At 61.9% G+C, this 24376-nt stretch carries 16 protein-coding genes and 3 rRNA genes; 7 read left to right on the top strand and 12 right to left on the bottom strand.

The genetic code is table 11. The annotated features are described in order from the left end of the window. Positions 1–92: 92 nt before the first annotated feature. Complete coding sequence (locus GXP34_02580) at positions 93–1115, top strand: aldo/keto reductase (protein ID NOY54848.1); 1023 nt, start codon at positions 93–95, stop codon at positions 1113–1115. Positions 1116–1319: 204 nt separating this feature from the next. On the opposite strand, the gene GXP34_02575 is transcribed toward GXP34_02580, so the two are convergent. Then, complete coding sequence (locus GXP34_02575) at positions 1320–3134, bottom strand: sodium:proton antiporter (protein NOY54847.1); 1815 nt, start codon at positions 3132–3134, stop codon at positions 1320–1322. 1109 nt (positions 3135–4243) lie between these two features. Here GXP34_02575 and trxA point away from each other — a divergent pair. Further along, the gene (gene trxA / locus GXP34_02570) at positions 4244–4618 is read left to right on the top strand and encodes a thioredoxin (protein ID NOY54846.1); all 375 of its coding nucleotides are present in this window, start codon (positions 4244–4246) and stop codon (positions 4616–4618) included. A gap of 177 nt (positions 4619–4795) precedes the next feature. Next, a complete protein-coding gene (gene galK, locus GXP34_02565; protein ID NOY54845.1) occupies positions 4796–5911 on the top strand; it encodes a galactokinase in 1116 nt (371 codons plus the stop codon). Here galK and GXP34_02560 read toward each other — a convergent pair. The 4 genes from GXP34_02560 to GXP34_02545 all read right to left on the bottom strand — a co-directional run bounded on the left by GXP34_02560 (position 5866) and on the right by GXP34_02545 (position 8649). Then, entirely contained in the window at positions 5866–6255 is a 390-nt protein-coding gene (locus GXP34_02560; GenBank protein NOY54844.1) for a hypothetical protein, read from the bottom strand. The two genes, galK and GXP34_02560, sit on opposite strands and share 46 nt — an antisense overlap. A gap of 139 nt (positions 6256–6394) precedes the next feature. Then, on the bottom strand, positions 6395–6574 hold the full coding sequence (locus GXP34_02555) for a hypothetical protein (GenBank protein ID NOY54843.1): 180 nt from the start codon (positions 6572–6574) through the stop codon (positions 6395–6397). Between the two features lie 127 nt (positions 6575–6701). Continuing rightward, complete coding sequence (locus tag GXP34_02550) at positions 6702–8225, bottom strand: gamma-glutamyltransferase (GenBank protein NOY54842.1); 1524 nt, start codon at positions 8223–8225, stop codon at positions 6702–6704. 100 nt (positions 8226–8325) lie between these two features. Next, the gene (locus tag GXP34_02545; GenBank protein ID NOY54841.1) at positions 8326–8649 is read right to left on the bottom strand and encodes a single-stranded DNA-binding protein; all 324 of its coding nucleotides are present in this window, start codon (positions 8647–8649) and stop codon (positions 8326–8328) included. 91 nt (positions 8650–8740) lie between these two features. Here GXP34_02545 and GXP34_02540 point away from each other — a divergent pair, with 91 nt between their 5' ends. Further along, a complete protein-coding gene (locus GXP34_02540) occupies positions 8741–9664 on the top strand; it encodes an MBL fold metallo-hydrolase (protein ID NOY54840.1) in 924 nt (307 codons plus the stop codon). Here GXP34_02540 and GXP34_02535 read toward each other — a convergent pair. The 5 genes from GXP34_02535 to GXP34_02515 all read right to left on the bottom strand — a co-directional run bounded on the left by GXP34_02535 (position 9633) and on the right by GXP34_02515 (position 16795). Continuing rightward, the gene (locus tag GXP34_02535; GenBank protein NOY54839.1) at positions 9633–10448 is read right to left on the bottom strand and encodes a murein L,D-transpeptidase; all 816 of its coding nucleotides are present in this window, start codon (positions 10446–10448) and stop codon (positions 9633–9635) included. The two genes, GXP34_02540 and GXP34_02535, sit on opposite strands and share 32 nt — an antisense overlap. 53 nt (positions 10449–10501) lie before the next feature. Continuing rightward, the gene (locus tag GXP34_02530) at positions 10502–11254 is read right to left on the bottom strand and encodes a hypothetical protein (protein NOY54838.1); all 753 of its coding nucleotides are present in this window, start codon (positions 11252–11254) and stop codon (positions 10502–10504) included. 57 nt (positions 11255–11311) lie between these two features. Further along, positions 11312–11428: ribosomal RNA gene (gene rrf / locus GXP34_02525) — 5S ribosomal RNA — on the bottom strand. 60 nt (positions 11429–11488) lie between these two features. Next, positions 11489–15070: ribosomal RNA gene (locus GXP34_02520) — 23S ribosomal RNA — on the bottom strand. Between the two features lie 186 nt (positions 15071–15256). Further along, a 16S ribosomal RNA gene (locus GXP34_02515) occupies positions 15257–16795 on the bottom strand. Together the 16S, 23S and 5S rRNA genes form the textbook arrangement of a ribosomal RNA operon. 424 nt (positions 16796–17219) lie before the next feature. Between GXP34_02515 and GXP34_02510 the strand changes: the two genes are divergently transcribed. After that, a complete protein-coding gene (locus tag GXP34_02510; protein ID NOY54837.1) occupies positions 17220–18065 on the top strand; it encodes a sulfide/dihydroorotate dehydrogenase-like FAD/NAD-binding protein in 846 nt (281 codons plus the stop codon). 17 nt (positions 18066–18082) lie between these two features. Beyond that, positions 18083–19516 carry an NADPH-dependent glutamate synthase gene (gltA, locus tag GXP34_02505; protein NOY54836.1) on the top strand — a complete coding sequence of 478 codons (1434 nt, stop codon included), beginning with the start codon at positions 18083–18085 and terminating at the stop codon, positions 19514–19516. A gap of 290 nt (positions 19517–19806) precedes the next feature. On the opposite strand, the gene GXP34_02500 is transcribed toward gltA, so the two are convergent. Together GXP34_02500 and GXP34_02495 are read right to left on the bottom strand one after the other, a co-directional pair. Further along, a complete protein-coding gene (locus tag GXP34_02500; protein NOY54835.1) occupies positions 19807–20661 on the bottom strand; it encodes an aminoglycoside phosphotransferase family protein in 855 nt (284 codons plus the stop codon). After that, the gene (locus GXP34_02495) at positions 20658–21836 is read right to left on the bottom strand and encodes a tyrosine--tRNA ligase (GenBank protein ID NOY54834.1); all 1179 of its coding nucleotides are present in this window, start codon (positions 21834–21836) and stop codon (positions 20658–20660) included. Before GXP34_02495 ends, GXP34_02500 begins: the two co-directional genes overlap by 4 nt. A 149-nt stretch (positions 21837–21985) precedes the next feature. Between GXP34_02495 and GXP34_02490 the strand changes: the two genes are divergently transcribed. Then, positions 21986–24370 carry a PBP1A family penicillin-binding protein gene (locus GXP34_02490; protein NOY54833.1) on the top strand — a complete coding sequence of 795 codons (2385 nt, stop codon included), beginning with the start codon at positions 21986–21988 and terminating at the stop codon, positions 24368–24370. Positions 24371–24376 lie beyond the last annotated feature (6 nt).

The following is a 24376-nucleotide window of genomic DNA, read 5'->3' as shown; positions in this document are numbered from 1 at the left end:
TCCGGGCACCCCTCCCTCACCACGGAAACACGCGACGCCACGAGGTCGGACACTCGCAACGCAGGTTTCCCACAGCGTGTACGCTCGACGGCATGCAGTACACGAAACTCGGCTCATCCGGTCTTGAAGTCTCCCGCATCGCTCTGGGTTGCATGAGTTATGGGACCCCGTCATGGCGTCCGTGGGTGCTCGATGCAGAGGCTTCCAAGCCGTTCTTTCAACGTGCCGTCGAACTGGGTATCAACTTCTTCGACACCGCCGACATGTACTCGCTCGGAGTCGGCGAGGAAGTGACGGGCCGGTGGGTCCGTGAGTTCGCTCTGCTCGATGAGGTCGTCATTGCCACGAAGGTGTTCTTCCCGATGTCGGACAGGCCGAACATGGGGGGACTGTCCCGTAAGCACATCGTGCAGGCCTGTGAGGCAAGCCTCCGGCGCCTGGGCGTGGATACGATCGACCTGTACCAGATCCACAGGTTCGATCCCCACACTCCTCTCGAGGAGACTCTGGCCGCTCTCGATCATCTCGTTCATCAGGGCAAGGTGCGCTACATCGGCGCAAGTTCGATGCCTGCATATCGGCTGATGCGTGCCCTGACGCTGTCCGAGCGCCGAGGTTGGGCCAGGTTCATCTCTATGCAGGACCACTACAACCTCATGTATCGGGAGGAAGAGAGGGAGATGCTGCCGCTGTGCGAGGAAGAAGGTCTGGGAGTAATCCCGTGGTCTCCGCTGGCAAGAGGGTTCCTCGCCAGGACCCGACGCCCTGAAACGGAACCCGCGACTTCGAGGGCTGCCACCGATGGCCTCGACAAGCTCTGGTACAACAGCTCATCCGATCGCGAAATCGTCGAGGCGGTACGGGAGGTGGCCGACAGGCGGAATGTGCCTCCTGCACAAATCGCTCTCGCATGGCTTCTCTCGCGTCCTGCGGTCACTGCACCCATCATCGGTGCCACCAGGGTTTCCCACATAGACGACGCTGTCGCAGCTCTGGAGATCGAACTCGACGACGAGGAGATCGCTGCCCTCGAGAAACCCTATCGGCCTCGGGCCGTCATCGGTATGGATCCGCCCGAGTCGGTCACGAACCGCCGCCAGGGGTCTGTCGAGTGACGCCGGTGCGTTGATCGGCCACTGTGCGTGGGGGTCCCCGCATGTGACGCGTGCCCGTGGGCTCCGAGCAGGCCTGAGGGCGACCAGCGGGGGAGTGGGGCAGTGATGCAGGTCCCCCGATGCATTCACCGCCTTCGGAACGAGCCGTTCGGGTTTGCTGTCGCGCGACGTCGCCGGTCCGAGAGCCGGGAACGGTTCGGCCCTTCAGGCTTCGACGTCGGACTCGGCCGACACGAGTGAGATGACGGTGTCGCCCGGCGCAGCATCACGTAGCGGCCGAGGATTGCCGTTTTCGACGACGAGTACCTTCCCGTTGGGTTTGACCACAAAGAGCACTGCGACAGCCCGGTCACTCGGCAGGGTCGTGCCCGGGCCGGCGGCACCGTCACCAAGCTTCGTGCACCGGATCTCCCCTCCGTTCTCGAGGAGATGAAGCAACGCGTTGTAATCCCAGTCGGGTCCGAAGAGCAGGCGACCGCCCAAGTCCGATGCGGAGGTCGGGTCGATCCCCGTGTCCCGGCGCCGAGGCACCAACTGGTAGGTCTCGGCACCGCCGAAGGTGGCCGCGTAACGGCCCGCCGCGAGGGTGTTGACATCGTCGTTGGGCGTCAGCGCCAGGAGACGTCCGATACCTGACAGATCGAGATCGAGATCCACATCGCGGGCAAGAATATTGCCGTAGTAGGTCCGCCGGCCTGCCATCGCCGCGTCCACGTGGTCGTCACGGTTGGTTGTGGCGAGCACGACCTCCACACCCGAATCCGCCAAGGCGTCGGCAATTGCGCGTTCCACCGGTCCGGCACCCAGGATCAACGCACCCTCTTGGTGCCGATCCGCCAATCCGAGTTTGCGGGCGAGAGGGCCCATGCCAATGCCGTAGATCGTGACCGTGGCGACAATCACCGCAAAAACGAGCGGCGTGAGCTCGTCACCGCCGGGAATGCCCTCGCGTTGGAGTTCCAGTGCAAAGACGGATGCGATCGAAGCAGCCACGATACCGCGAGGAGCCACCCCGGCGAGAAGTACCCGCTCCTTCCACGAGAAGCGCGATCGCCAGGTTGCGACCGCCACCGCAACGGGTCGGGCAACGAGCACCAGAGCAAGCACGAGCGCGACGGCCGCCGTCAGGTCGACCTGGAGCTGTTCGATCGAGAGCCGGGCACTCAGGATGATGAACAGCACCCCGATGAGCAGCACCCTCAGCACCTCGGAGAACTGGACCATCTGTTCGGTACGGATCGTCTTGTGGTTGGCGAGGACCAGACCGAGCACGGTCGTGGCCAGCAGGCCGGACTCGGGAGCCAAGGAATCCGCCACGATGAACGCCAGGAGAGCGACGCTCACACCGAACAGCGACAGAAGATGCTCCGGTACCCAGTGACGCCGGAGCGCGGGAATCGCACCGAGGGCGATGAGCCCACCGACGGCAACTCCGGCAAACACGAACTGGGCGACCTGACTGATCACTTCGCCTGGCGTCGCGGCAACTCTGCCGACGAGAAACACCTCGAACGCCACCACGGCGACCAGTGCCCCGATCGGGTCGATGAAGATGCTCTCCCACTTCAGGATCGAACCGACCGAGCGCCGCGGCCGAACGTGGGTCAGGAGAGGCCCCACGACGGTCGGCCCGGACACGACCAGAATCGATCCGAGCAGCACTGCGAGACCGGGCTTGAGGTCGGTGAAGGCGAGGGCGGTCGCCGCTCCGATCGCCCAGGTGATGAGTACGCCGACGGTCACCAGCAGCCACAGCACCCGTTGTTGGCCGGCCATCTCCCTCATGCGGAGGCTGAGGCCTCCTTCGAAAAGGATGAGGCCGACCGCTATCGAGACCGCCGGTGTGAGCAGGTCTCCGATCAGGGCATCCGGATCGATCAGTCCGAAGGCGGGACCGATGAGGAATCCCGTCAGCAGCAGCGGGAGAATCACGGGCACGCGGATGCGTTCTCCGAGCCACGTGATGGCAAAGGCAAGGACGATGATGCCACCCAACTGCACTATCGGATCGTCGAACACCAGCGGAGCCTTCCATGGGACGCCTTGTGGAAGGGGATTCTAAGGGAGCTCGCGCCTTGGGCTCCACCAGCACCCTGAGACCGGGCCTCCGGCGTGACCTCCCGTGGCCGATCCACCCGGGTCGTCAAGCAGGTCGGCCGCTCGGTGTGCTCGATGCTCGGCACCTTTGTGGTCACCGATTCGGCTGCCGACGAACACGTCTCCGTCTGCTCACGGGTCGCTCGTCCCTTTCTCGCTCTGCAGAGCGACCGCGGGATCGTCACGGGCCGACGCGACGCTCTCCATACCCGGCCGAGACCGACGGTCGCCCGAAGGCACCATCGCACGGCGGTGTGCGCTTCCGCCGCACGCACGAATGCCGGCAGTGGGAGAGCGCGCGGGCGAGATCGAGGGAGAGCACGTGCGGCTGCAGGGCCCATGTCCTCGGACGAAAGGACCAAACCGTCACTACTTGACATAAAGCCGTCACTACTTGACATAAAGCCATCATTACTTGACATAACGGAGATTATGGGCGCCTTGTGCTTTTCCACACGTCCTCGGCTCGAACCCCAAGCACTGCCGACCCCGCCGCGATCCAGCCCGTACGTGGGTTTCCCGCCCGACGGGGTCCGTACCTCCCTCATGGGCCGAACCCTCCGCAGTCCGCGCCCGTACGACACCTTCGCACGCAGCGGATTCCTGCAACTTCGCGATGCGGCATGACGTGAGGCCCGCCCAACCGAATCCTTCGCCGGTGGCAAAACGCACACGGCCTTTCGCGCCCTCTTCCCACGGCACCTGACTTCGGGCTTAGAAACGTCACGTGACGGAATGGTCGACGGATCTGGGCCCGGCAGACGCCTGTGGGTTGCCAGGCTCTGTCGAGTGGCGTTGCTGCTTTGGTCCGTGGCCGGGTGCATCGCGCGCATGGCTTCCTTCTCCCCCACGTGGCACCGACGGAGCGAGAGGCCGACAGAAGGTCTTGCGGAGCCCGCGAGGTACGTGCCGTGAGGTTCATGGTGGTTCGCGAGCCGGCGGGAATGAATGGAGCAATTCCGGCGTTGATTCGAGGAAGGCTAGAATGTACCCCCTAGGGGTATACTCGTCATCGTACCCGTGGAGAGATAATGGCAACCGTCACACTGACCAAAGACAACTTTGAAGACACCATCACGAACAACGATATGGTTCTCGTCGACTTCTGGGCCGACTGGTGCGGACCCTGCAAGATGTTTGGACCCGTATTCGAAAAGATGTCGGAACAGTACCCGGACATCGTGTTCGGCAAGGTCGACACCGAGGCACAGAGAGAACTGGCCGGCTACTTCAGCATCCGCTCGATCCCGACCCTCATGGTCTTTCGTGAGAAGGTCATCCTCTTCTCTCAGGCGGGAGCCCTTCCCGAGCCCATGCTCAGGGACCTGATTACTCAGGCCGGGGAGATCGACATGGAAGACGTGCACCGCAAGATCCAGGAACAGACCGCCGAAGCCGACGCCTGAGCAGACGCCAATCTGCCGTGCCCACCGCCGACTCCCCCGGCGGTGGTGCCTTTTTCGGAATTACGAAGTACAGCTAGTGTCCTCACGATGCACCGATCTGGGCCGGAGCTCCCATGACCTACGGGACGGCACCGATCGGCTGGAGGTGACACAGTGCCTGGACGCGACCGTGCAACGATGCTCTTTGCCACCAAGTATGACGCCAAGCCAACAGGGCTCGTGCGCTCTCCAGGACGCGTCAACCTGATTGGTGAGCACACGGACTACAACAACGGGTTCGTGCTCCCCGTGGCCATCGAGAAGGCCGTTTGGATAGCGTTTCGACCCCGTTCCGACCGAAAGGTCATCCTCCGCTCCGAAGCCTTTGTCGATGATGCACGGCTCGACCTCGACGAGTTGACACGCGGCGAGGGTTGGGCGGAATACGCCAAAGGTGTCGCATGGGCCATGGAAAGGGCCGGCAATCGTCTGCACGGCTGGGAAGGGGTCATCGCGAGCGATATCGCGATGGCCGCCGGCCTGTCATCTTCGGCAGCGCTTGGCATCGCCATCGAAGTCGTCTTTGCCAACGTCTCGGACCTCGGCTGGGATCCCGGTTCGTTCGCACAGCTCCAGCAGATCTCTGAGAATGAATGGGTTGGAGTCCGCAGCGGCATCATGGACCCACTCATCGTGACGGGCGCCCACAAAGGCCATGCAATGCTCATCGACTGCCTCTCGTTCAAGGGTGTCCATGTCCTGATCCCACCCCAGGCCGCGATCGTCGTGATGGACACCGGAACCCGGAGGAACCTGATCGAGGCCGGTTACAACCGACGGAGATCTCAGTGTGAAATCGCCGCGGCAAAGCTTGGCGTGACCGCATTACGAGACGTCACAATCGACCAGCTCGCCGAGCACAGAGGCGATTTGGAGGAACCTCTGTACGAGTGCGCCAAGCACGTCGTAACGGAGAACGAACGCACACTCGCCGCCGCAGAAGCACTACGTCGAGGTTCGCTCGGAGAATTCGGTTGTCTCATGAACGAGAGCCACGCCTCATTGCGCGATTTGTTCGGAGTCTCCAGCAGACCGCTCGACGCGATAGTGGAGGCTGCTCAGACCACACCCGGATGTTTTGGCGCTCGCCTCACAGGAGGCGGCTACGCCGGCGCTGCCGTTGCCCTCGTTACGCGAGAGTCGGCCGAACGATTCATCCGCGCCGTGGAAGACGAATTCCATGAGGCGACAGGCCTCCAAGGACACTGCTACGTCGTCGAATCGGCGCGAGGAGCGACCTTCGAACCGCTGTGAGCAGCCTTGGGTTCCATCCAGAACGCGGCGAGCGGTTCCGCCGCGGTACGCAGCCATTCGAAGGCCTCCCGATAGGCGGCGCCATCCGCTCCGGCTCCATCCAGATCGCCTGCAACATCCTCCAGCGCCGTCTCGAGACCGTACAGAAGTCCCTGAAGCTCCTCGAGGTCGCCGCGCGATACCAGAACGTCGTCTGCACCGAGACCGTGCGCATTCGCCAGCTTGCGAGCGATGTGGGCCTGCTGGCGGCAGCTCTGCTTGCAGTAGCGCCTTGGCCTTCCAGGGCCCTTGCGTTTGGGCAGCTCTCCCCCGCACCACGAACAGCGATTCGTACGTTTCGTCACGTGACGGATGGTACCTCCTGAGTCTCCGACAGACCGGCAACCAGCATTTCGCGCGGTGACCGCGAGCAAGAACGGCCGTGTCGAGCACGAGGGATCCGACCGCCGAGGGGGTGTGTGCTCCCCACAACGGCTCCGGATTCTATGCAGCCGAGTCCTGCTCCGATGCCTCCAGAAGGCCGAGAGCGACTTCGAGCGCGGTAGCGTCGTCGGCTGCCGCGTGGGCCACCGGACGTTCGATCCACCGGGCGATCTGTTCCGAACCGAGATGATCGTGAGCTGTGAGAGCAGCCGCCAGATCGTCGGTCCAGAACCATCGCATTGTGCACCTCCAGAGAATGAGTGGGTGGATGAGGAAGACGATCTCACCGTACCGCTCGTGTCAAGAGCACCGGACCTGCGGAAACACAGTCGTGGAGTTTCACCCGCGTATACGTGAACGGCGACTCTCAGGTCAGGACTGCGGCTCCCGACCGACGCGGGTCGATTCCCGCCTCCATCGTGCCGTCGGCATGGAGGGCAACGGCGCCAACACCCCCGAAGAACATGTCCTCACGCTCGAAGGGCCTCGTTGGATACCCCAGACCTTCGACTGCAGGCCCCGGCTCGTAGGCGACCCGGGCCTGCCCATCCACGAACTCAACGTGAATCCTCGGATGTGCCACGGCATCCTGAAGACTCATACCCAGATGGGCAATGTTGAGGAATGCCTGAAGGATGGCCGTGGTGATGCGTTCGGCGCCCGGCGATCCGATGGCCACCACCGAATCTGATTCGTCTCTGGCAACCGTCGGAGCCATGTTCGAGAGGAGACGCTCTCCCGGTACCAGCGCGTGAAGACCTCGAGGATTGAGTTCGATCTCACCGAGGGAGTTGTTCAACCATATCCCCGTGCCAGGGGCCATGACTCCCGAGCCATAGCCGGCGGAGAACGTTGCGGCGCATGCAAGCCCACGTTCGTCGACGACCGATGTGTGGATGGTCGACGGAGACGCGTCCAGCCAGGCCGGTCCATTTGCATCGATCATCTTCAACAGAATCTCGGCTTCGACCGCCAGGTCCTCTGCCTCGTCGAGATGCTCCCGGCGATACGCCAAGACCGAGCGCTGGACCTTGACGAGGCGGTCGAGTGCCTCCTTCGTCCATCCGCCGACAGGCTCCCGATCCATCAGAGCGATCATCGCCGCCAGGGCCACGCCCCCGACCGCGGGCGGTGGATTCGAAGCGATATCCCATCCGGAGACCTCCAGGCGAAGGGGATCTCGAACGATCGCTTCGTATCCTGCAAGATCTTCTTGCGTCAAGAGCCCACCGCCGGCCTCTATGTCGGCAACGATCTTCTGTGCGAGGGACCCTGTGTAGAAGACGTCGGCACCGAACTCCGCGATCAAGCGCAAACTTTCCGCAAGGCCGTCGACATGCACCGTCTCACCCACCTGCAACACCCTGCCGTTCTCATCGTGAAGCGCGCCGTAGCTCGGTTCGTGCCAGCCGAAGATGGTGTCATGGCAGTGTTCCAGATAACGCGACGACGCAACGGAGAGAGGGAACCCGCGCTCGGCGAGATCCACCGACGGTTCGATCAGGAGCCTCCAGGGAAGCTCCCCGAAACGAGTGGATGCAACTTGACAAGCTGCAAGTGCGCCTGGAACGGCCACCGATCCATGCCCCACGGTGGTGGTCATGCCGCCACCGTACGCCATCCACGCATCGAACATGCCACTCCCGAACCGGGAGGGATCCCTCCCTTTTCCGGGCATGCTCGCGTAGCCGTCGACGGTGCAGGGAGACCCGTCAGAAGGCCAGATGGTGAGAAAACCACCGCCTCCCAACGCAACGATGCCAGGTTCCGAGATCATGCCGGCGATCGATGCAGCGATCGCCGCATCGACGGCGTTGCCACCTTGATCCGCGATCCGTTCGGCGGCGCCGGCCGCGTGTGTCGAGACTGCTGCAGCGGCGATTCGAGTCATGAGGCCCTGAGCGTAACCGGAGCGTCGACCCCGCAGCGACCATGGGCCCGCGCCGGGTGTCTCCAGGCCCGCCGACAGCCGGCAGTGGTTGCGACCGCGCTCACGGAGCAAGCGCCGTCTCCTCTGGGCGGACAGTCACCTGCTCGGCAACGATCTCGAGACGGCTTCGCCGACCCTCCTGTCCATCCCAGAATCGCCGTTGGATCGATCCGACCACCCACAGACATGAGCCTGCCGATGGGGCGTCTTCGACCAACTCTTCCGGCGGATCCCACAGCGTGATCGGCAGGACGTCGACACGTCGCCGGGGCCGCTCACTCCGAACCGTGAGGAGATACCGGACCAGACGTGTCCCTGAATCAAAGGTGCGGACTTCGGGGGGAGCAGCCAGGTGTCCGCAGAGAACTGCGAGGTTGAGATCCATGACAGTGCCTTTCCGGGGAAGGCGGGAGGTGATGGTTACCGTAGGACAGGGGTGTGACATGTCCGCCCGGCAAACGACGTAGAGTGTCCCCATGAATGACGTACGTGCCGTTGAAATAGGTGACCACCTTTACGCGATCGACGCCTGGATGGAAGGCCGACCGGAGCGTCTCGCCTGCTACCTCTTCGATACGCCCGAACGGGTACTCATCGAAGTTGGGCCCTCTGCAACACTCGGACATCTGATCGAGGCTCTCGACGAACTGGGCGTGGATGATTTGGCGGCATTCGTCGTCACGCACATCCATCTGGATCATGCAGGCGGTGCCGGGCAGATGGCGAAGCGATATCCCGATGCAAAGGTGGGGGTCCACACTCGGGGTGCCAGACATCTCGTGAATCCGGAGCGTCTGTGGGCCTCGGCCATTCACGTATTCGGAGAAGAGTGGCTCACGTCCCAATGGGGTCCCATGGAACCGGTGGATCCCGAACGCCTCATGATTCTGGACGAGGGAGACCGAATCTCCCTGGGCAACGGAAGGTACCTCGACGTCATGTACACGCCGGGGCACGCGAAACACCATGTCGTCTATCAGGATTCGGACACGGGTGGCATGTTCGTCGGGGACGCCCTCGGCCTCTGCTATCCGCACGGGCACTTCGTTCAGCCTGTGACACCGCCGCCGGATTTCGATCCGGACGAGCAGATTGCACAAATGGGAAGAATGCTGGATCGTCGTCCGAGCTTCCTCGGGTTTGCCCACTTCGGTCCACGCTACGACGTCGAGACCACGATGATCGAAGCCGAAGAACGCCTGCGCGAATGGGTGGAGGTGATGTCGACATTCTCCGGGATGTCAAACGAAGCGGCGGGCGAGCGCCTCAGGGTGTGGACGGCGGACAAGTATCGCGCCTTCGGTCATTCGGAGGAGGCGATCGCCTCGTATGCCGAAAAGACCAACTGGCCGATGCAGGCTGCCGGGATCAGGCGATGGCTAGCCGAGCGGGAAGGCTGAACTCGACACGCTCGATCACGGGCATCTGCAGAGGGGTGACCACGTCACTTCTGCTCGACGTGTCACCATACACGTAGACCGGCATTCCGAGTCGCAACCGTCCGAGGAGATAGTTCATGTCCGGAATCCGGACGCGCACGCATCCATGAGAGGCCGGGTAGGCGGGAACGCTCCCAGACCCGTGAACCGCGTACCCTCCCCGAAAGTAGTACGGCTCATAGAGCCCGCCGAGATACGAAATCCTCCACCCGTCGACATGACGGTAGAAGGAGAATGCCCCTTCGGGAGTGCGGGCTTTCGAGAGTCCCCCGCCTTGTCCGCGATACGTGCCTCCACTCCCCGATGAGATCGGCAGGATGCTCGCCACCGTCTGGTTCTCGATGAGGAACAGCACCTGACGTCCCAAGTCGATTTCCACACGATCCGGCGCCGCCGCGTCTCCGACGCTGATGGGCTCATCGAGAAGCTCCCAGTCCGCTGAGCGAAAGATGCCATCACGAGGGAGACCATGAGCTTTCTGGAAGGCAACCACGGCCGCGCTCAGAGCCTCACCATACCGCCCGTCGATCGGACCCGGTCGGAATCCGATCTCACCGAGGCGCCGCTGGAGCTGGACCACACCATGCCCACTGGATCCGACACGGAGTTCGGCCGGAGGGCTCCAACCCTCGCCGTACCCGAAAACGTTCGGGTCGTCGAAGGAGACGGCAGCGACACGACTCCCAAAAGGAAGCGCCGTCAGCAGAACCACTCCCGCGATGACGAGAAAACCTCTTTGCAGCATCTGTTTCCCTGACACAACAGTGGGCATCGGCAGCCGACGCCCTGCGCTTGAGTCTAGGCGTCGATGTTTCGTATCGCAGCTCGCAGGTCATCCAACCCGGGCATCGCCGGATCGTGCTTCTCGATGGCCTTCGCAAGCTTGAGAGCGGTCTCACGGTCCTTGAGGAGTGAAGCGGCGCGAGCAGCCACGAACCACTGGCGCAGGTCATCCTCGAAAGGATTCTGGGAGAGGCGCTTCGGGTTGGCGATCTCCCATGCGGCACGAGCATCGCCATGGTCGATCAGAAAGGAGGCGAACACCACACGACCTTCCTTGACCACCTCCGGTCTTCCGCCGAGTTCCATGAGCTCTTCCCACACACGCCGAACGTCCTCGTCACGGTCGAGCGCACGGAGCACGTCCATCTCCACCGGCATGTGCACGGTGTCTCCGGTGAGACGACGGTAGGTTCTCAGTTCCGTCAACGCCTCTTTCCAGAGCCCGCTGCGATAGGAGCTGAGTCCGAGCAATTCCCGAACGGCGGAGGCTCGCGGAGACAACTGCTTCGTCTTGAGCAGCAGAGAACGTGCTTTGCGGAACTGCCCGCCGGCGAACGCGTCCGTGCCTGCCTCGAGAAGGTACAGGGTCTCTTCCAGGCGGTCCTTTCGGGTCACCCGCGTGATCTCCTCACGTAACCACTTGGGGAGTGTCGTGCCCTTGCCGGTGACGATGCGTCGCTCCGTGTCCCGTCCTCCCCGACCGGGCCGCGGACCGTCGCCGTCCCGCCACTTTCTGGTTCGGTCTCTATTCCGTCCATCGCTGGGCATGCGTAGCTCCTCCAACAAGATGGGCCGCCAACGAGGCGGCCCATCTGTCACATATGTATCCGGCGGCGACCTACTCTCCCAGGGGTGTGAACCCCAAGTACCATCGGCGCAGGCGGGCTTAACTTCCGTGTTCGGAATGGGAACGGGTGGTTCCCCGCCGCTATCACCACCGGAAACCCGGTGAGCGCTCGGCACCCCGAGCACTCCATAGCGAGCATGTATGCAGAGTTGGATTCAAATCCAAGCCCTCGGCCGATTAGTACCGGTCAGCTCAACACATCACTGTGCTTACACATCCGGCCTATCAACCTGGTCGTCTACCAGGGGCCTTACCCTTTCGGTGGGAGATCTCATCTTGAGGTGGGCTTCGCACTTAGATGCCTTCAGCGCTTATCCCTTCCGTACTTAGCCAACCAGCCGTGCCCTTGGCAGGACAACTGGCACACCAGAGGTACGTCCATCCCGGTCCTCTCGTACTAGGGACAGATCCCCGCAAATCTCCTACGCCCACGACGGATAGGGACCGAACTGTCTCACGACGTTCTAAACCCAGCTCGCGTGCCGCTTTAACGGGCGAACAGCCCGACCCTTGGGACCTGCTCCAGCCCCAGGATGCGACGAGCCGACATCGAGGTGCCAAACCGCGCCGTCGATATGGACTCTTGGGCGCGATAAGCCTGTTATCCCCGGAGTACCTTTTAGCCGATGAGCCATGGCGCTTCCACATGCCACCATGGGATCATTAAGCCCGACTTTCGTCCCTGCTCGACTTGTAGGTCTCACAGTCAAGCTCCCTTGTGCCTTTACACTCAACGCCTGATTGCCGACCAGGCTGAGGGAACCTTTGGGCGCCTCCGTTACTCTTTAGGAGGCCACCGCCCCAGTGAAACTGCCCACCAGGCACTGTCCCTGATCCGGATAACGGATCGAGGTTAGAAGCCCGCTATACGAAGGGTGGTATTTCAAGGTTGACTCCACGCCGGCTGACGCCGACGCTTCCAAGTCTCCCACCTATCCTACACATCGTATACCAGACTCCAATGCCAAGTTGCAGTAAAGGTTCCGGGGTCTTTCCGTCCTGTCGCGGGTAGTGAGCATCTTTACTCACAATGCAATTTCGCCGAGTCCCTGGTTGAGACAGTGCCCAAGTCGTTACGCCATTCGTGCAGGTCGGAACTTACCCGACAAGGAATTTCGCTCTATTGTGCCCCCATGTCGCCATGGGGATAGGACCATATCTTCGACTCGGCAGTCGATGCCGAGTTGGCTGGCGTATGGCCTCTGAGGATTCCAGGAATCGAGACCGCGCAACGCGAACTTCCGAAAGTCTGCTCGCTTGGCGGTTCTCAGTGGGTGCTCTTCGAAGAACGGCACGACACGTTCCAAGAGATCCGCCCGTACGCTTCCCGAAGAAGCGCATGACGTTCACTCGATGGTTTTCGTGTCGGCTGCGCTCGATCTCTGCAGATCGAACTCAGCCCTCGCCGTCGACAAAGCCGACGACCCACTGCTCAATTCCTGGCCTTTCCTGCTGATTGTCCGCACCGATCAGATTTTCACTTTCCGTGTCTCACCCTACCGAGAGGGTATGACACGAATGAGTACTGTCGGATACACGGGGTTTCCAGCATATAGCCAGCTGCAACCCGCGATGTCGCCACCGCGGAGGGCAGACACTCTTGCACGAAGAGTGCTTCTACCTTAGGACCGTTATAGTTACGGCCGCCGTTTACCGGGGCTTGACTTCAGAGCTTCGCCTTACGGCTAACCCCTCCGCTTGACCTTCCGGCACCGGGCAGGCGTCAGAGCGTATACGTCGTCTTGCGACTTAGCACGCTCCTGTGTTTTTAGTAAACAGTCGCTTGGGCCTGGTTTCTGCGGCCCCCTCAGGCTTCGGACGCGAGTCCTACACCTTACCGGGGCGCCCCTTCTCCCGAAGTTACGGGGCCAATTTGCCGAGTTCCTTAACCAGGGTTCTCTCGCTCGCCTTGGTATTCTCTACCTGTCCACCTGTGTCGGTTTGGGGTACGGGCGCCTGCGCACTCACTAGAGGTTTTTCTTGGCGGCTTGGGCGTTCAGCGGCTTCGCCTGAATCGGCTCGGCATCGTGCCTCGGGAATCACGAGATCCGGATTTGCCTGGACCTCTCCCTACACACTTACCCCGGGTCAACCAACGCCCGGGTCCGCTTACCCTTCCGCGTCACCCCATTGTTCGCCTACTACCAGCAGGTTCGGTAGGCCCCGAAGGGCTTTCCTTAGCACACTGGATTCGGCCGGATCGCACGCGAGGCGGTACGGGAATATCAACCCGTTCTCCATCGATTACGCCTTTCGGCCTCACCTTAGGTCCCGACTAACCCTGGGCGGACGAACCTTCCCCAGGAACCCTTGGACATTCGGCGGAGGAGATTCTCACTCCTCTTTCGCTACTCATGCCGGCATTCGCACTCGGGCAGCCTCCACGGCTGGCTCACGCCGCCGCTTCGAGGGCTGCTCGACGCTCCCCTACCGATCCTGTCGCCTGGACCCGCACCCCTAGAGGTACAGGTCGAGCTCATGACAGAATCCCGCAGCTTCGGCACCGAACTTGAGCCCCGTTACATTTTCCGCGCAGAATCACTCGACCAGTGAGCTGTTACGCACTCTTTCAAGGATGGCTGCTTCTAAGCCAACCTCCTGGCTGTTTGGGCGACTCCACATCGTTTCCCACTAAGTTCGGATTTAGGGGCCTTAGCTGGCGGTCTGGGCTGTTTCCCTTTCGACTACGAAGCTCATCCCCCGCAGTCTGACTGCTGTATTCTAAAGCCATGAGATTCGGAGTTTGACTGGGGTCAGTAAGCTTGTTGGCCCCCTAGCCCAATCAGTGCTCTACCCCCATGGCGAAACATACAACGCTAGCCCTAAAGCTATTTCGGGGAGAACCAGCTATCACCGAGTTTGCTTGGCCTTTCACCCCTATCCACAGGTCATCCCCCAAGTTTTCAACCTTGGTGGGTTCGGGCCTCCACGAGGTCTTACCCTCGCTTCACCCTGCCCATGGATAGATCACTCGGATTCGGGTCCAGAGCACGCGACTCGACGCCCTATTCAGACTCGCTTTCGCTGCGGCTTCGGCACACGCCTTAACCTTGCCACGTACTGCTGACTCGCCGGCTCATTCTTCAAAAGGCAGGCGGTCAGGGATCAAAGATCCCCTCCCACTGCTTGTAGGTCCACGATTTCAGGTTCTCTTTCACTCCCCTCACCGGGGTGCTTTTCACCTTTCCCTCACGGTACTAGTTCACTATCGGTCGCTAGGAAGTACTTAGCCTTACGAGGTGGTCCTCGCAGATTCACACGGGATATCCCCCGTGCTACTTGGGAACTCCACCAGGAGATCGATACGGCTTCGCTTACAGGGCTGTTACCTTCTGCGGCCTGTCGTTCCAGACAGGTTCAGCTACCGTTCGATTTTGTAACTCCTTGACGGTTCCGGTGTCCCGTCGGGTAGGTCCCACGACCTCGGTGTGGCAACGCCACCGGGCTATTCCACCACACCGGTTTAGGCTCATTCCCTTTCGCTCGCCGCTACTCGGGAAGTCGCTATTGCTTTCCGTTCCTCGGGGTACTGAGATGTTTCAATTCCCCCGGTTCCCTCTGCCGGTCCTATATATTCAGACCGGAGTGACTGGGCATTACCCCAGCCGGGTTTCCCCATTCGGACATCCCCGGATCGAAGCTCGCTTGACAGCTCCCCGGGGCTTTTCGCAGCCTGCCGCGTCCTTCATCGGCTCCTAGCGCCAAGGCATCCATCGTAGACCCTTAGTAGCTTGGATAGATAGAATCCAAAACGTTATACATGCTCGCTATGCAGTTCTCAAGGTGCCGTCAAGAGAGACGATCCTTAGACCGAACTCCCTCACAACTAAACAGCGTGCCATGTCCACGTTTGAGACCGAAGCCTCTTCGGTGAACAATACTCAGTAAATCAACTAAGAGCTACGAGGCCTAAGCCTCGGGTTTGCTCCTTAGAAAGGAGGTGATCCAGCCGCACGTTCCCGTACGGCTACCTTGTTACGACTTCATCCCAATCGCCAACCCCACCTTCGGCAGCTCCCTCCCAAAAGGGTTGGGCCACTGACTTCGGGTGTTGCCGACTTTCGTGATGTGACGGGCGGTGTGTACAAACCCCGAGAACGCATTCACCGCGGCTTTGCTGATCCACGATTACTAGCGACTCCGACTTCATGGAGTCGAGTTGCAGACTCCAATCCGAACTGAGGCCGGCTTTGGGGGATTCGCTCACCCTCGCGGGTTCGCAGCCCATTGTACCGACCATTGTAGCATGCGTGCAGCCCTGGGCATAAGGGGCATGAGGACTTGACGTCATCCCCACCTTCCTCCGAGTTATCCCCGGCAGTCTCCCATGAGTCCCCACCATAACGTGCTGGTAACATAGGACAGGGGTTGCGCTCGTTGCGGGACTTAACCCAACATCTCACGACACGAGCTGACGACAGCCATGCACCACCTGTCATGGACGCTTCCGCACACCATATCTCTATGGTTTTTCCCATGATGTCAAGCCCAGGTAAGGTTCTTCGGGTTGCATCGAATTAAGCCGCATGCTCCGCCGCTTGTGCGGGGTCCCGTCAATTCCTTTGAGTTTTAGCCTTGCGGCCGTACTCCCCAGGCGGGGCACTTAACGCGTTAGCTACGGCACAGCAGACGTTGATAAATCCGCCACACCCAGTGCCCAACGTTTACAGCGTGGACTACCAGGGTATCTAATCCTGTTTGCTCCCCACGCTTTCGCTCCTCAGCGTCGGTACCGGCCCAGAGAACCGCCTTCGCTACTGGTGTTCCTCCCGATATCTGCGCATTTCACCGCTACACCGGGAATTCCATTCTCCTCTACCGGACCCTAGCCACAGCAGTATCGACCGGCGTCCCGGAGTTGAGCCCCGGGTTTTCACGATCGACTTGCTGAGCCGCCTACGAGCCCTTTACGCCCAATAAATCCGGACAACGCTCGCCCCCTACGTATTACCGCGGCTGCTGGCACGTAGTTAGCCGGGGCTTCTTCTGGAGGTACCGTCATTTTTCGTCCCTCCTGAAAGAGGTTTACAACCCGAAGGCCTTCATCCCTCACGCGGCGTCGCTGTCTCAGGCTTTCGCCCATTGGACAAGATTCCCTGCTGCTGCCTCCCGTAGGAGTCTGGGCCGTGTCTCAGTCCCAGTGTGGCTGATCGTCCTCTCAGACCAGCTACCCGTCGTTGCCTTGGTGGGCCGTTACCTCACCAACAAGCTGATAGGCCGCGAGCCCCTCCCAAAGTAGCGGACCATTTCCTCGCTGGGTCATGCGACCCTGCGAGGGTATCCGGTATTAATCCGGGTTTCCCCGGGCTATCCCAGTCTTTGGGGTAGGTTGCTCACGTGTTACTCACCCGTTCGCCGCTCCGTCATACCAGTTGGTTACCCATCCGATATGCGTCGCTCGACTTGCATGCATTAGGCGCGCCGCCAGCGTTCGTCCTGAGCCAGGATCAAACTCTCCAACGTACAGATTCAAGCTTCCCCGAAGGGTCGCCTTCACACTGTCAGAGAGGTTTCCTATGCGCCTCGAGCTTGACATCCCGAGACGCGCTGGAGTACGTCCACCTCGAACGGCGAACCGCCGAGATGGATTACTGACTATTTGGCACGCTGTTTAGTTGTCAAGGAGCCCGGAGCGCTCAGACAATGTCTGGGCAGCGTTCCAACCCCTGGGGGTTTCAATTCGCTCTACCGACTCATGTCGGCGGGCACCGACCCCGGCGGACAACCCCCGGGGAGTGGAACTGTAACTGTTTCCGGGTGGTTGTCAAACCGGGCAACCAGAACTGCCAGGACGCGTACATCGTGACCATCCGAGCCCGAATCCGAATCCCGCCAGGTTTCACTATCGCTCCGGAAAGGACAAGAATGGCGGGACAAGGAGACAGCATGTTCCGTATTCTCAAGGCCGATTTCCTCGCTCCCGAAGTGAAGCGCTTCCACATCGAGGCACCCCGTATCGCTCGGAAGCGCCTGCCAGGACAGTTCGTCATCGTACGGCTGGACGAACACGGCGAGCGTATCCCCCTGACCATCAGCGACGCAGATGTCACAGAAGGTTGGATCTCCCTGATCGTACAAGGAGTCGGCAAGACGACCATGGCCCTCAACCTGCTGGAATCGGGAGATCTGATCGCCGATGTGGCAGGTCCGCTCGGCGTCCCCTCGCACATCGAGAACTTCGGAACGGCGGTGTCCATCGGTGGAGGCGTGGGAACCGCCATCGCCTACCCTACCGCCGTCGCACTCAAGGAGGCCGGCAACAGCGTCCTCGCCATCGTCGGTGGTCGCAGCCGCGAGTACGTCATTCTCGAACAGGAACTCGGCGAAGTGTGTGATGAGGTCTACCCGACCACGGACGACGGCAGCTACGGATTCCACGGTTTCGTCACCGAAAAGCTCCAAGAGCTCCTCGACACCGGGCGCACGATCGACCACGTTCTTGCCATCGGCCCGATTCCGATGATGAAAGCCGTGGCAGACGTAACCCGGCCTTACGGCATCAAGACGGTGGTGAGTCTGAACCCGATCATGGTGGACGGCACCGGCATGTGCGGTGGTTGTCGCGTGAGCGTCGGCGGCGAGACCAAGTTCGCTTGCGTCGATGGCCCCGAGTTCGATGCGCACCAGGTGGACTTCGAACTCCTCACGCTCCGCAACCGGACCTATCTCGAATTCGAACACCGGAAGCTCCAGGAATTCCAGTGCAGGACACAGAGCGGAGACATCACATGATCAGTCGGAAAGAACGGATGCAGTTGCCGAGGGTCGACATGCCCGCGCAGGATCCGTTGCAGCGTATCTCCAACTTCGGAGAGGTCAATCTGGGGCTCGACGAGGCCGCCGCCACGCTCGAAGCTTCCCGGTGCCTGCTCTGTCCCGTGGCGAAATGTGAAGACGGCTGTCCGGTCAGCATCCGTATCAAGGATTTCCTCGAAGAAATGGCCGAAGGTCACTTCCTGGAAGCCGCGAAGATCATCAAGGAGGACAACTCACTCCCTGCCATCTGCGGCCGTGTGTGCCCTCAAGAGATCCAGTGCGAAGGTGCATGTGTGCTCATCAGGAAGGGTCGTCCGATCGCGATCGGCGCACTCGAGCGCTTTGTCGCCGACTATGAACGCGAGCACTCGCAGCCTGAGAAGCGCACCTTTGAACCATCCGGCAAGCGTGTCGCGATCGTCGGCAGCGGACCCGCGGGACTCGCGTGCGCAGCCGACCTGATACAAGCCGGTCACCAGGTGACGGTATTTGAAGCCCTGCACGAACTCGGCGGTGTGCTCGTCTACGGAATCCCTGAATACCGTCTCCCGAAAGAGATCGTTCGTATCGAGATCCAGCAGCTCGAAGATATGGGAGTCGAGTTCCGCACCGATGAGGTCATCGGAATGATCGACACGCTCGACGACCTCCTCGACGAAGAAGGCTACGACGCCATATTCGTCGGCGTGGGTGCAGGTCTCCCTCGCTTCATGGGCATCCCGGGTGAGAACCTCGTCGGGGTCTATTCCGCCAACGAGTACCTCACCCGCGTCAACTTGATGAAGGCGTACCTCCCGGAGGCGGACACTCCGGTACTCGACGTGCGCGGCAAAGCGGTGGCGGTGATCGGCGGAGGCAATACCGCCATGGATGCCGTGCGCACGCCGCTGCGGCTCGGCGCCGGGAAGGCGTCGATCATCTACCGGCGGTCCGAGGAGGAAATGCCGGCCCGCCTCGAAGAAGTCGAACATGCCAAGGAGGAAGGCGTCGATTTCGTCCTCTTGTCGGCCCCGGTCGAAATATACGGCGACGAGAACGCCCGGGTCACCGGAATGCGTGTCCAGAAGATGGAGTTGGGGGAACCCGATGAGAGCGGCAGGCGTCGACCCGTGCCGATCGAGGGCAGCGAGTACGACATGCCCGTCGAGATCGTCATCATGGCGATCGGGAATGCCCCAAATCCGCTCTTGCTCAAGACGGCCCCCGATCTCGAGCAGACACACCGGGGAACCGTCGTCGTCGACGAGTCCACTGGGCGGACCACCAAGCGCGGGGTCTTTGCCGGCGGCGACATCGTGACCGGCGGAGCAACCGTGATCCTTGCCATGGGAGCGGGCCGGAGGGCTGCACGGTCCATCAACGACTACCTCGAGACCGGAGTCTGGGAGATCGAAGAGCCGGCACTCGAGCCACAGCCCGCGACGTAGGTGTCTCAGGTGCTTCGCGGGCCGTCCCTGCGACGCTCACGACTCGATCCGGCCGCGCCGGAACAACATGCCACCGCCGGATCGCACCTTCACTGCTCGACGAAGCATCGATTCTCGCACTCTCGCCCCCGCGATCATCGTCCCGGTGGAAGGCGAAGCCTTCCTCGTCCAGGAGGCCGTCGAGTCCATTCACCGACACCGGCCGGGCACCGAACTTCGGCGCGGGCATGGAAGAGATCTGGCGTTGGCACCGATTGGTCGCGGCCGGCCCGGTGAACACCGTCGACGCTTCAGGAGAGTTCGAGCAGATCCCGTAGATCCCAGAAGGCTGCCCATGCGGCCTCATGCCATCGCAGACCAGCTTGTGCAGCTCCGGTGCCATAGCTCGCCAGGACCTCGCGACGTTCGTCTTCGGCCACGCACCGATCTGCGCAAAGCAGATGGCCCAGATCCCACATCGGATCTCCGAGGGCCAGCAGGTCCCAATCGATGACCACGACATCACCATCCGTGACCAGGTTTCGTGAAAAGAAATCCCCATGAACGAGTGTGGGACTCGAGCAAACCGGCTCTTCGGATGCGAGCACTCCCCCGGCCTTCCGAGCCAGATCGGCTCGTTCGAGATGCCAACCCGGATGCTGTCGATTCAGTTGCCCCCAATACTCGGCGACGCCCCGAGCGACACGGTTCCTATTCGGACAGGAACGCCCCACAAGCGCCTGCAAGTCCTCCGAGAGATCCGCGGGGCGGATCTGATGCAGCCGCGACAACGTCCCGGCCGCACGGAGTCGGGCGGAATGCGCCCATTCTCCGCCGCCAACCGTCTCGACGACGATGGCAGCTTCGCCCGCGGACGCCTTCATGCCGATCACCTGCGGCACACGAATGCCGAAGCGGGGGAGTTCGACGAGTGCAAGAAACTGTTTCTTCGCCGTGTCGACCGGGCCAAGACGGGAGTAGTCGTCCATCCCCCGCTCGTAGATCTTGATGTGAACATCCTTCTCGCCGGCACGGGTATGGACCCGACAGCGGGATACGCTGCATCCGCTGCCCCTTCCCACCTGGACGATGGCCGTTACGTCGCATTCTGGATCGACGATCTGTCGAAGCCGAGCCTGAACGTCGGCCATCGTCCCGGCGGTCACTCGACCAACCGGACGAAACGCCGCTTTCCGACCTGGAGAACCCTCCCGCGCAGCGCGGCGTGGGAGACCTCGAAGGTGCCTATCCGCTCACCGTCGACCTTGACGGCTCCCCCATCGACCAGCCGTCTCGCCTCCGACGCCGAAGCCACGAGCCCGGCAGACCGCAAGAGAGAGGGAAGGTAGACGGGGTCGTCTCCCGGTAGCCGGAATTCGGGAATGTCTTCCGGCGCCTCGTGCCGCTTGAACACCTGATCGAAAGCTGCCTCCGCCGCCAGGGCCTCCTCGTCTCCCCAGTAGATCTTCACGATCTCGGATCCGAGTCGGCGCTTGGTCTCGCCCGGATGCAACGAGCCATCGGCCAGCCCCCTGGCGATATCGGCGACATCTTCCTCCGAGACGTCCGTGCACAGTTCGAAGTACGAGACCAACAGTTCGTCGGGAATGCTCATGATCTTGCCGAACATCTCGGCGGGCGGATCGTCGATAGCGATGTAGTTGCCGAGTGACTGGGACATCTTGTTGACGCCGTCCGTCCCGACGAGTAACGGCATCGTCATGGGAATCTGCGGTTCCTGGCCGGCGCGCTCCTGAAGCACGCGCCCCATCATCAGGTTCCATAGCTGGTCCGATCCCCCGAGTTCGATATCTGCATTGACCGCAACCGAGTCCATGCCCTGCAGGAGCGGGTATACGAACTCCATGAGCGTGATCGGTTGGTTCGTCGCGTACCGCTTGGCGAAGTCCCCGCGCTCGAGCATCTGTGCGACCGTCACCTGTGAGGTGAGTTCGAGAATCGCCTGCATGTCGAGCTTTGCGAGCCAGTCCGAGTTGTAGCGGATCTCCAACGGTTCCGGAAGCAGGATCTTCCGGAATCCTGCCAGCACGTGTTGCGCGTACGCGTTGACCTCATCGGGCGACAGCCTTCGTCGAGTTTCACTCTTGCCGGAAGGATCGCCAACCTGAGCGGTGAAATCCCCGACGATCAATACGGCGGTGTGGCCGAATTCCTGGAACTGGCGGAGCTTCCGCAAGACCACGGCCCAGCCGAGGGTAACCGCCGGAGCGGTGGGATCAAGGCCGAGTTTCACTCTGAGTGGCCGCTTCGTTGCGAGGCGACTCGCGAGCGCCTCCTCGGTCACCACCCGATCCGTCCCGCGTAATAGCACGTCGAGCATCTGCCCTCCTTCGAAGGGGCAGGTTAGTGGCCCGGGCCCGTACTCCCTCGCACCAAATCCACGCCTTCGTGTGGCATCTCGGTACCCTGGCCCACACGTGGTGCATCGTCCCCAGATCCGTCGCGGCCGAGGGACGATCAAGGATGGCTATGAAGCGCTGGTTGTTGGTCCTTACAGGCTTCGCGCTGCTCGCAGCGTCGTGCCGGCTGGAACCTATCGACGATCCCGGGTTGGGTACACGGGGCCTGACGACCGTCGTCTATGCCTCCGATGGCTCCGTGCTCGCCCAGTGGCACGCGGAGGAGGACCGGGCGCTCGTCGCCTATGACGAGCTCCCCCGCTCTCTCATCGACGCGGTGGTCGCCATCGAAGATGAGCGCTACTGGGAGCACGCCGGTGTCGATCTTCACGCTCTCGCTCGTGCCATCGTCGCGAACCTCGACGCTGGTGGTGTCGTGCAAGGAGCGTCCACCATCACCCAGCAGTACCTCAAGAATGTCGTGCTCACTCCCGAGGTCACGCTCGATCGCAAGCTCACCGAAGCCGCCCTCGCGTTGCGCCTCGAGGAAAGGCTCACGAAAGAGCAGATCCTCGAGCGCTACCTCAACACCGTCTACTTCGGCGACGGCGCCTACGGTGTCGGCACGGCGACGGCGCACTACTTCGGCAAAGCACCCGCCGACCTCACCGTGGGTGAGGCTGCTCTCCTCGCCGGACTCATTCAGTCGCCATCGGACACCGATCCCTACCGGCACCCCGACGCCGCCCTGCGACGTCGCAGGGTCGTGCTCAACAAGATGGTCGAACTCGGTTGGCTCAGTTCTGGCGATGCCGAGGCTGCCGACCGGGAGCCTCTGATTCTTCGACCGCGCGAACGCTCCAACGAGGATCGCTTCCCGTACTTCACCGAAGAGGTCAAACGACGCCTCCTCGCCGACCCGAGCCTCGGAGCGACTCCTCAGGACCGCTACAACGCGCTGTTTCGAGGTGGTCTGCGCATCTACACGACCATCGATCCGGTGGCGCAGGAAGCGGCCCGCGCAGCCGTGGCGTCCGTGATCAAGGGCGGCAACCCGTCCGCAGCGGTCGCTGCCGTGGACCCCCGTACCGGCCACGTCCTGGCACTGGTCGGCGGTCGGGACTTCTATGATCCGACCGACTCACACGCCCAGTTCAATCTTGCGGTCCAGGCCCGCCGACAACCGGGATCGGCGTTCAAACCCTTTGTACTGGCGGCAGCCCTCGAGCAGGGCTTCACACTCAAGTCGATGTTCCAGGGTGGTCGGTCGATAACGATACAGACCGACTCCGGCCCCTGGACCGTGGACAACTACAACGATGCCGCGTTTCCGAATCTGACCTTGCTCGAAGGTACCGTGTACAGCGTCAACGTGGTGTACGCGCAGGTCGTCGCCGCCGTTGGCGCTCAGCATGTCGTCGACGTCGCCAAGGCCGCAGGCATCACGACAAACCTTCGGCCGTTTCCGGCCATTGCCCTCGGTGCTCAAGAGGTCACTCCGCTGGACATGGCCTCCGCATATGGAACGTTCGCCGCCAATGGCATCCACATCGATCCGATTCTCGTTACCTCTATCGAGACACACGATGGCGTGAACATCTGGGAACCCGTTCCGATCGTCACACAGGCGATGAGTAAGGAGGTGGCACAGTCCGTCACCGCGGCACTCACGGAGACGGTCCGCCGCGGTACCGGCCAGCAGGCGAAGATCGGCCGGCCGATCGCCGGAAAGACCGGGACGTCGCAGGAACATCGTGACGCCTGGTTCGTCGGTTACACGCCGGAACTCTCGGCAGCCGTCTGGGTCGGCTTTGCAGAAGGCCAGATTGCCATGGAGCCTCCGACAACTCCCTTCACGATCACCGGTGGGTCGTGGCCGGCACAGATCTGGGCGCGTTTCGCGTCAGGGGCGCTCGCGGGTACTCCGTACGGCCGGCTCGCCGAGGCCGACACGGAGGGCATGGTCACGGTGGAGGTCGATCTCTCGACCGGTTTCCTCGCCGGTCCCTACTGCCCCAGGTCTCACGTTGCGCGCATTCGCGTTCCGGCCGATCAGGTTCCGACCGTAGTGTGCCCGGTACACAACCCCGCCGGTGTCGTTGAGGCCGGCGCGGCAACCGTTCCCGACGTGATCGGACTCGATCTCGGATCTGCCGTCGAGGCGTTGACCGCTGTCGGCTTCGCCAACCGTATCGTTTGGACCGACGGTGGGGCCCTCGCTCCAGGGACGGTCTTCAACCAGAGTCCATCCGCCGGCTTTCCCGCCCAGGCGGGAAGCCGCATCCGCCTCGTCGTCGCCGGCCCGGAGCCCGGGTCGGTCATCCCATCGCTGCTCGGGTTTCCCGTCGGTCAGGCGGTTTCGGAGCTGCAGGCGATCGGCGCCGCGGTCGAGATCGTCACCGAAGCAGAAGCCAACCCCAACGATGCCGCCCGACGAACTGGAGTCGTCTGGAAGCAGGAACCCATCCCAGGGACGTCCGCCGGTAGGCCGGTCACGCTCTGGGTCAACCCTTGATCCGTT

It is taken from the genome of Actinomycetota bacterium, assembly GCA_013152275.1.
Taxonomy (GTDB): Bacteria; Actinomycetota; Acidimicrobiia; order Spongiisociales; family UBA4744; genus BMS3Bbin01.
Note: the sequence above shows the minus strand (reverse complement) of the source record. Positions and strands in the feature narration are given on the sequence as shown.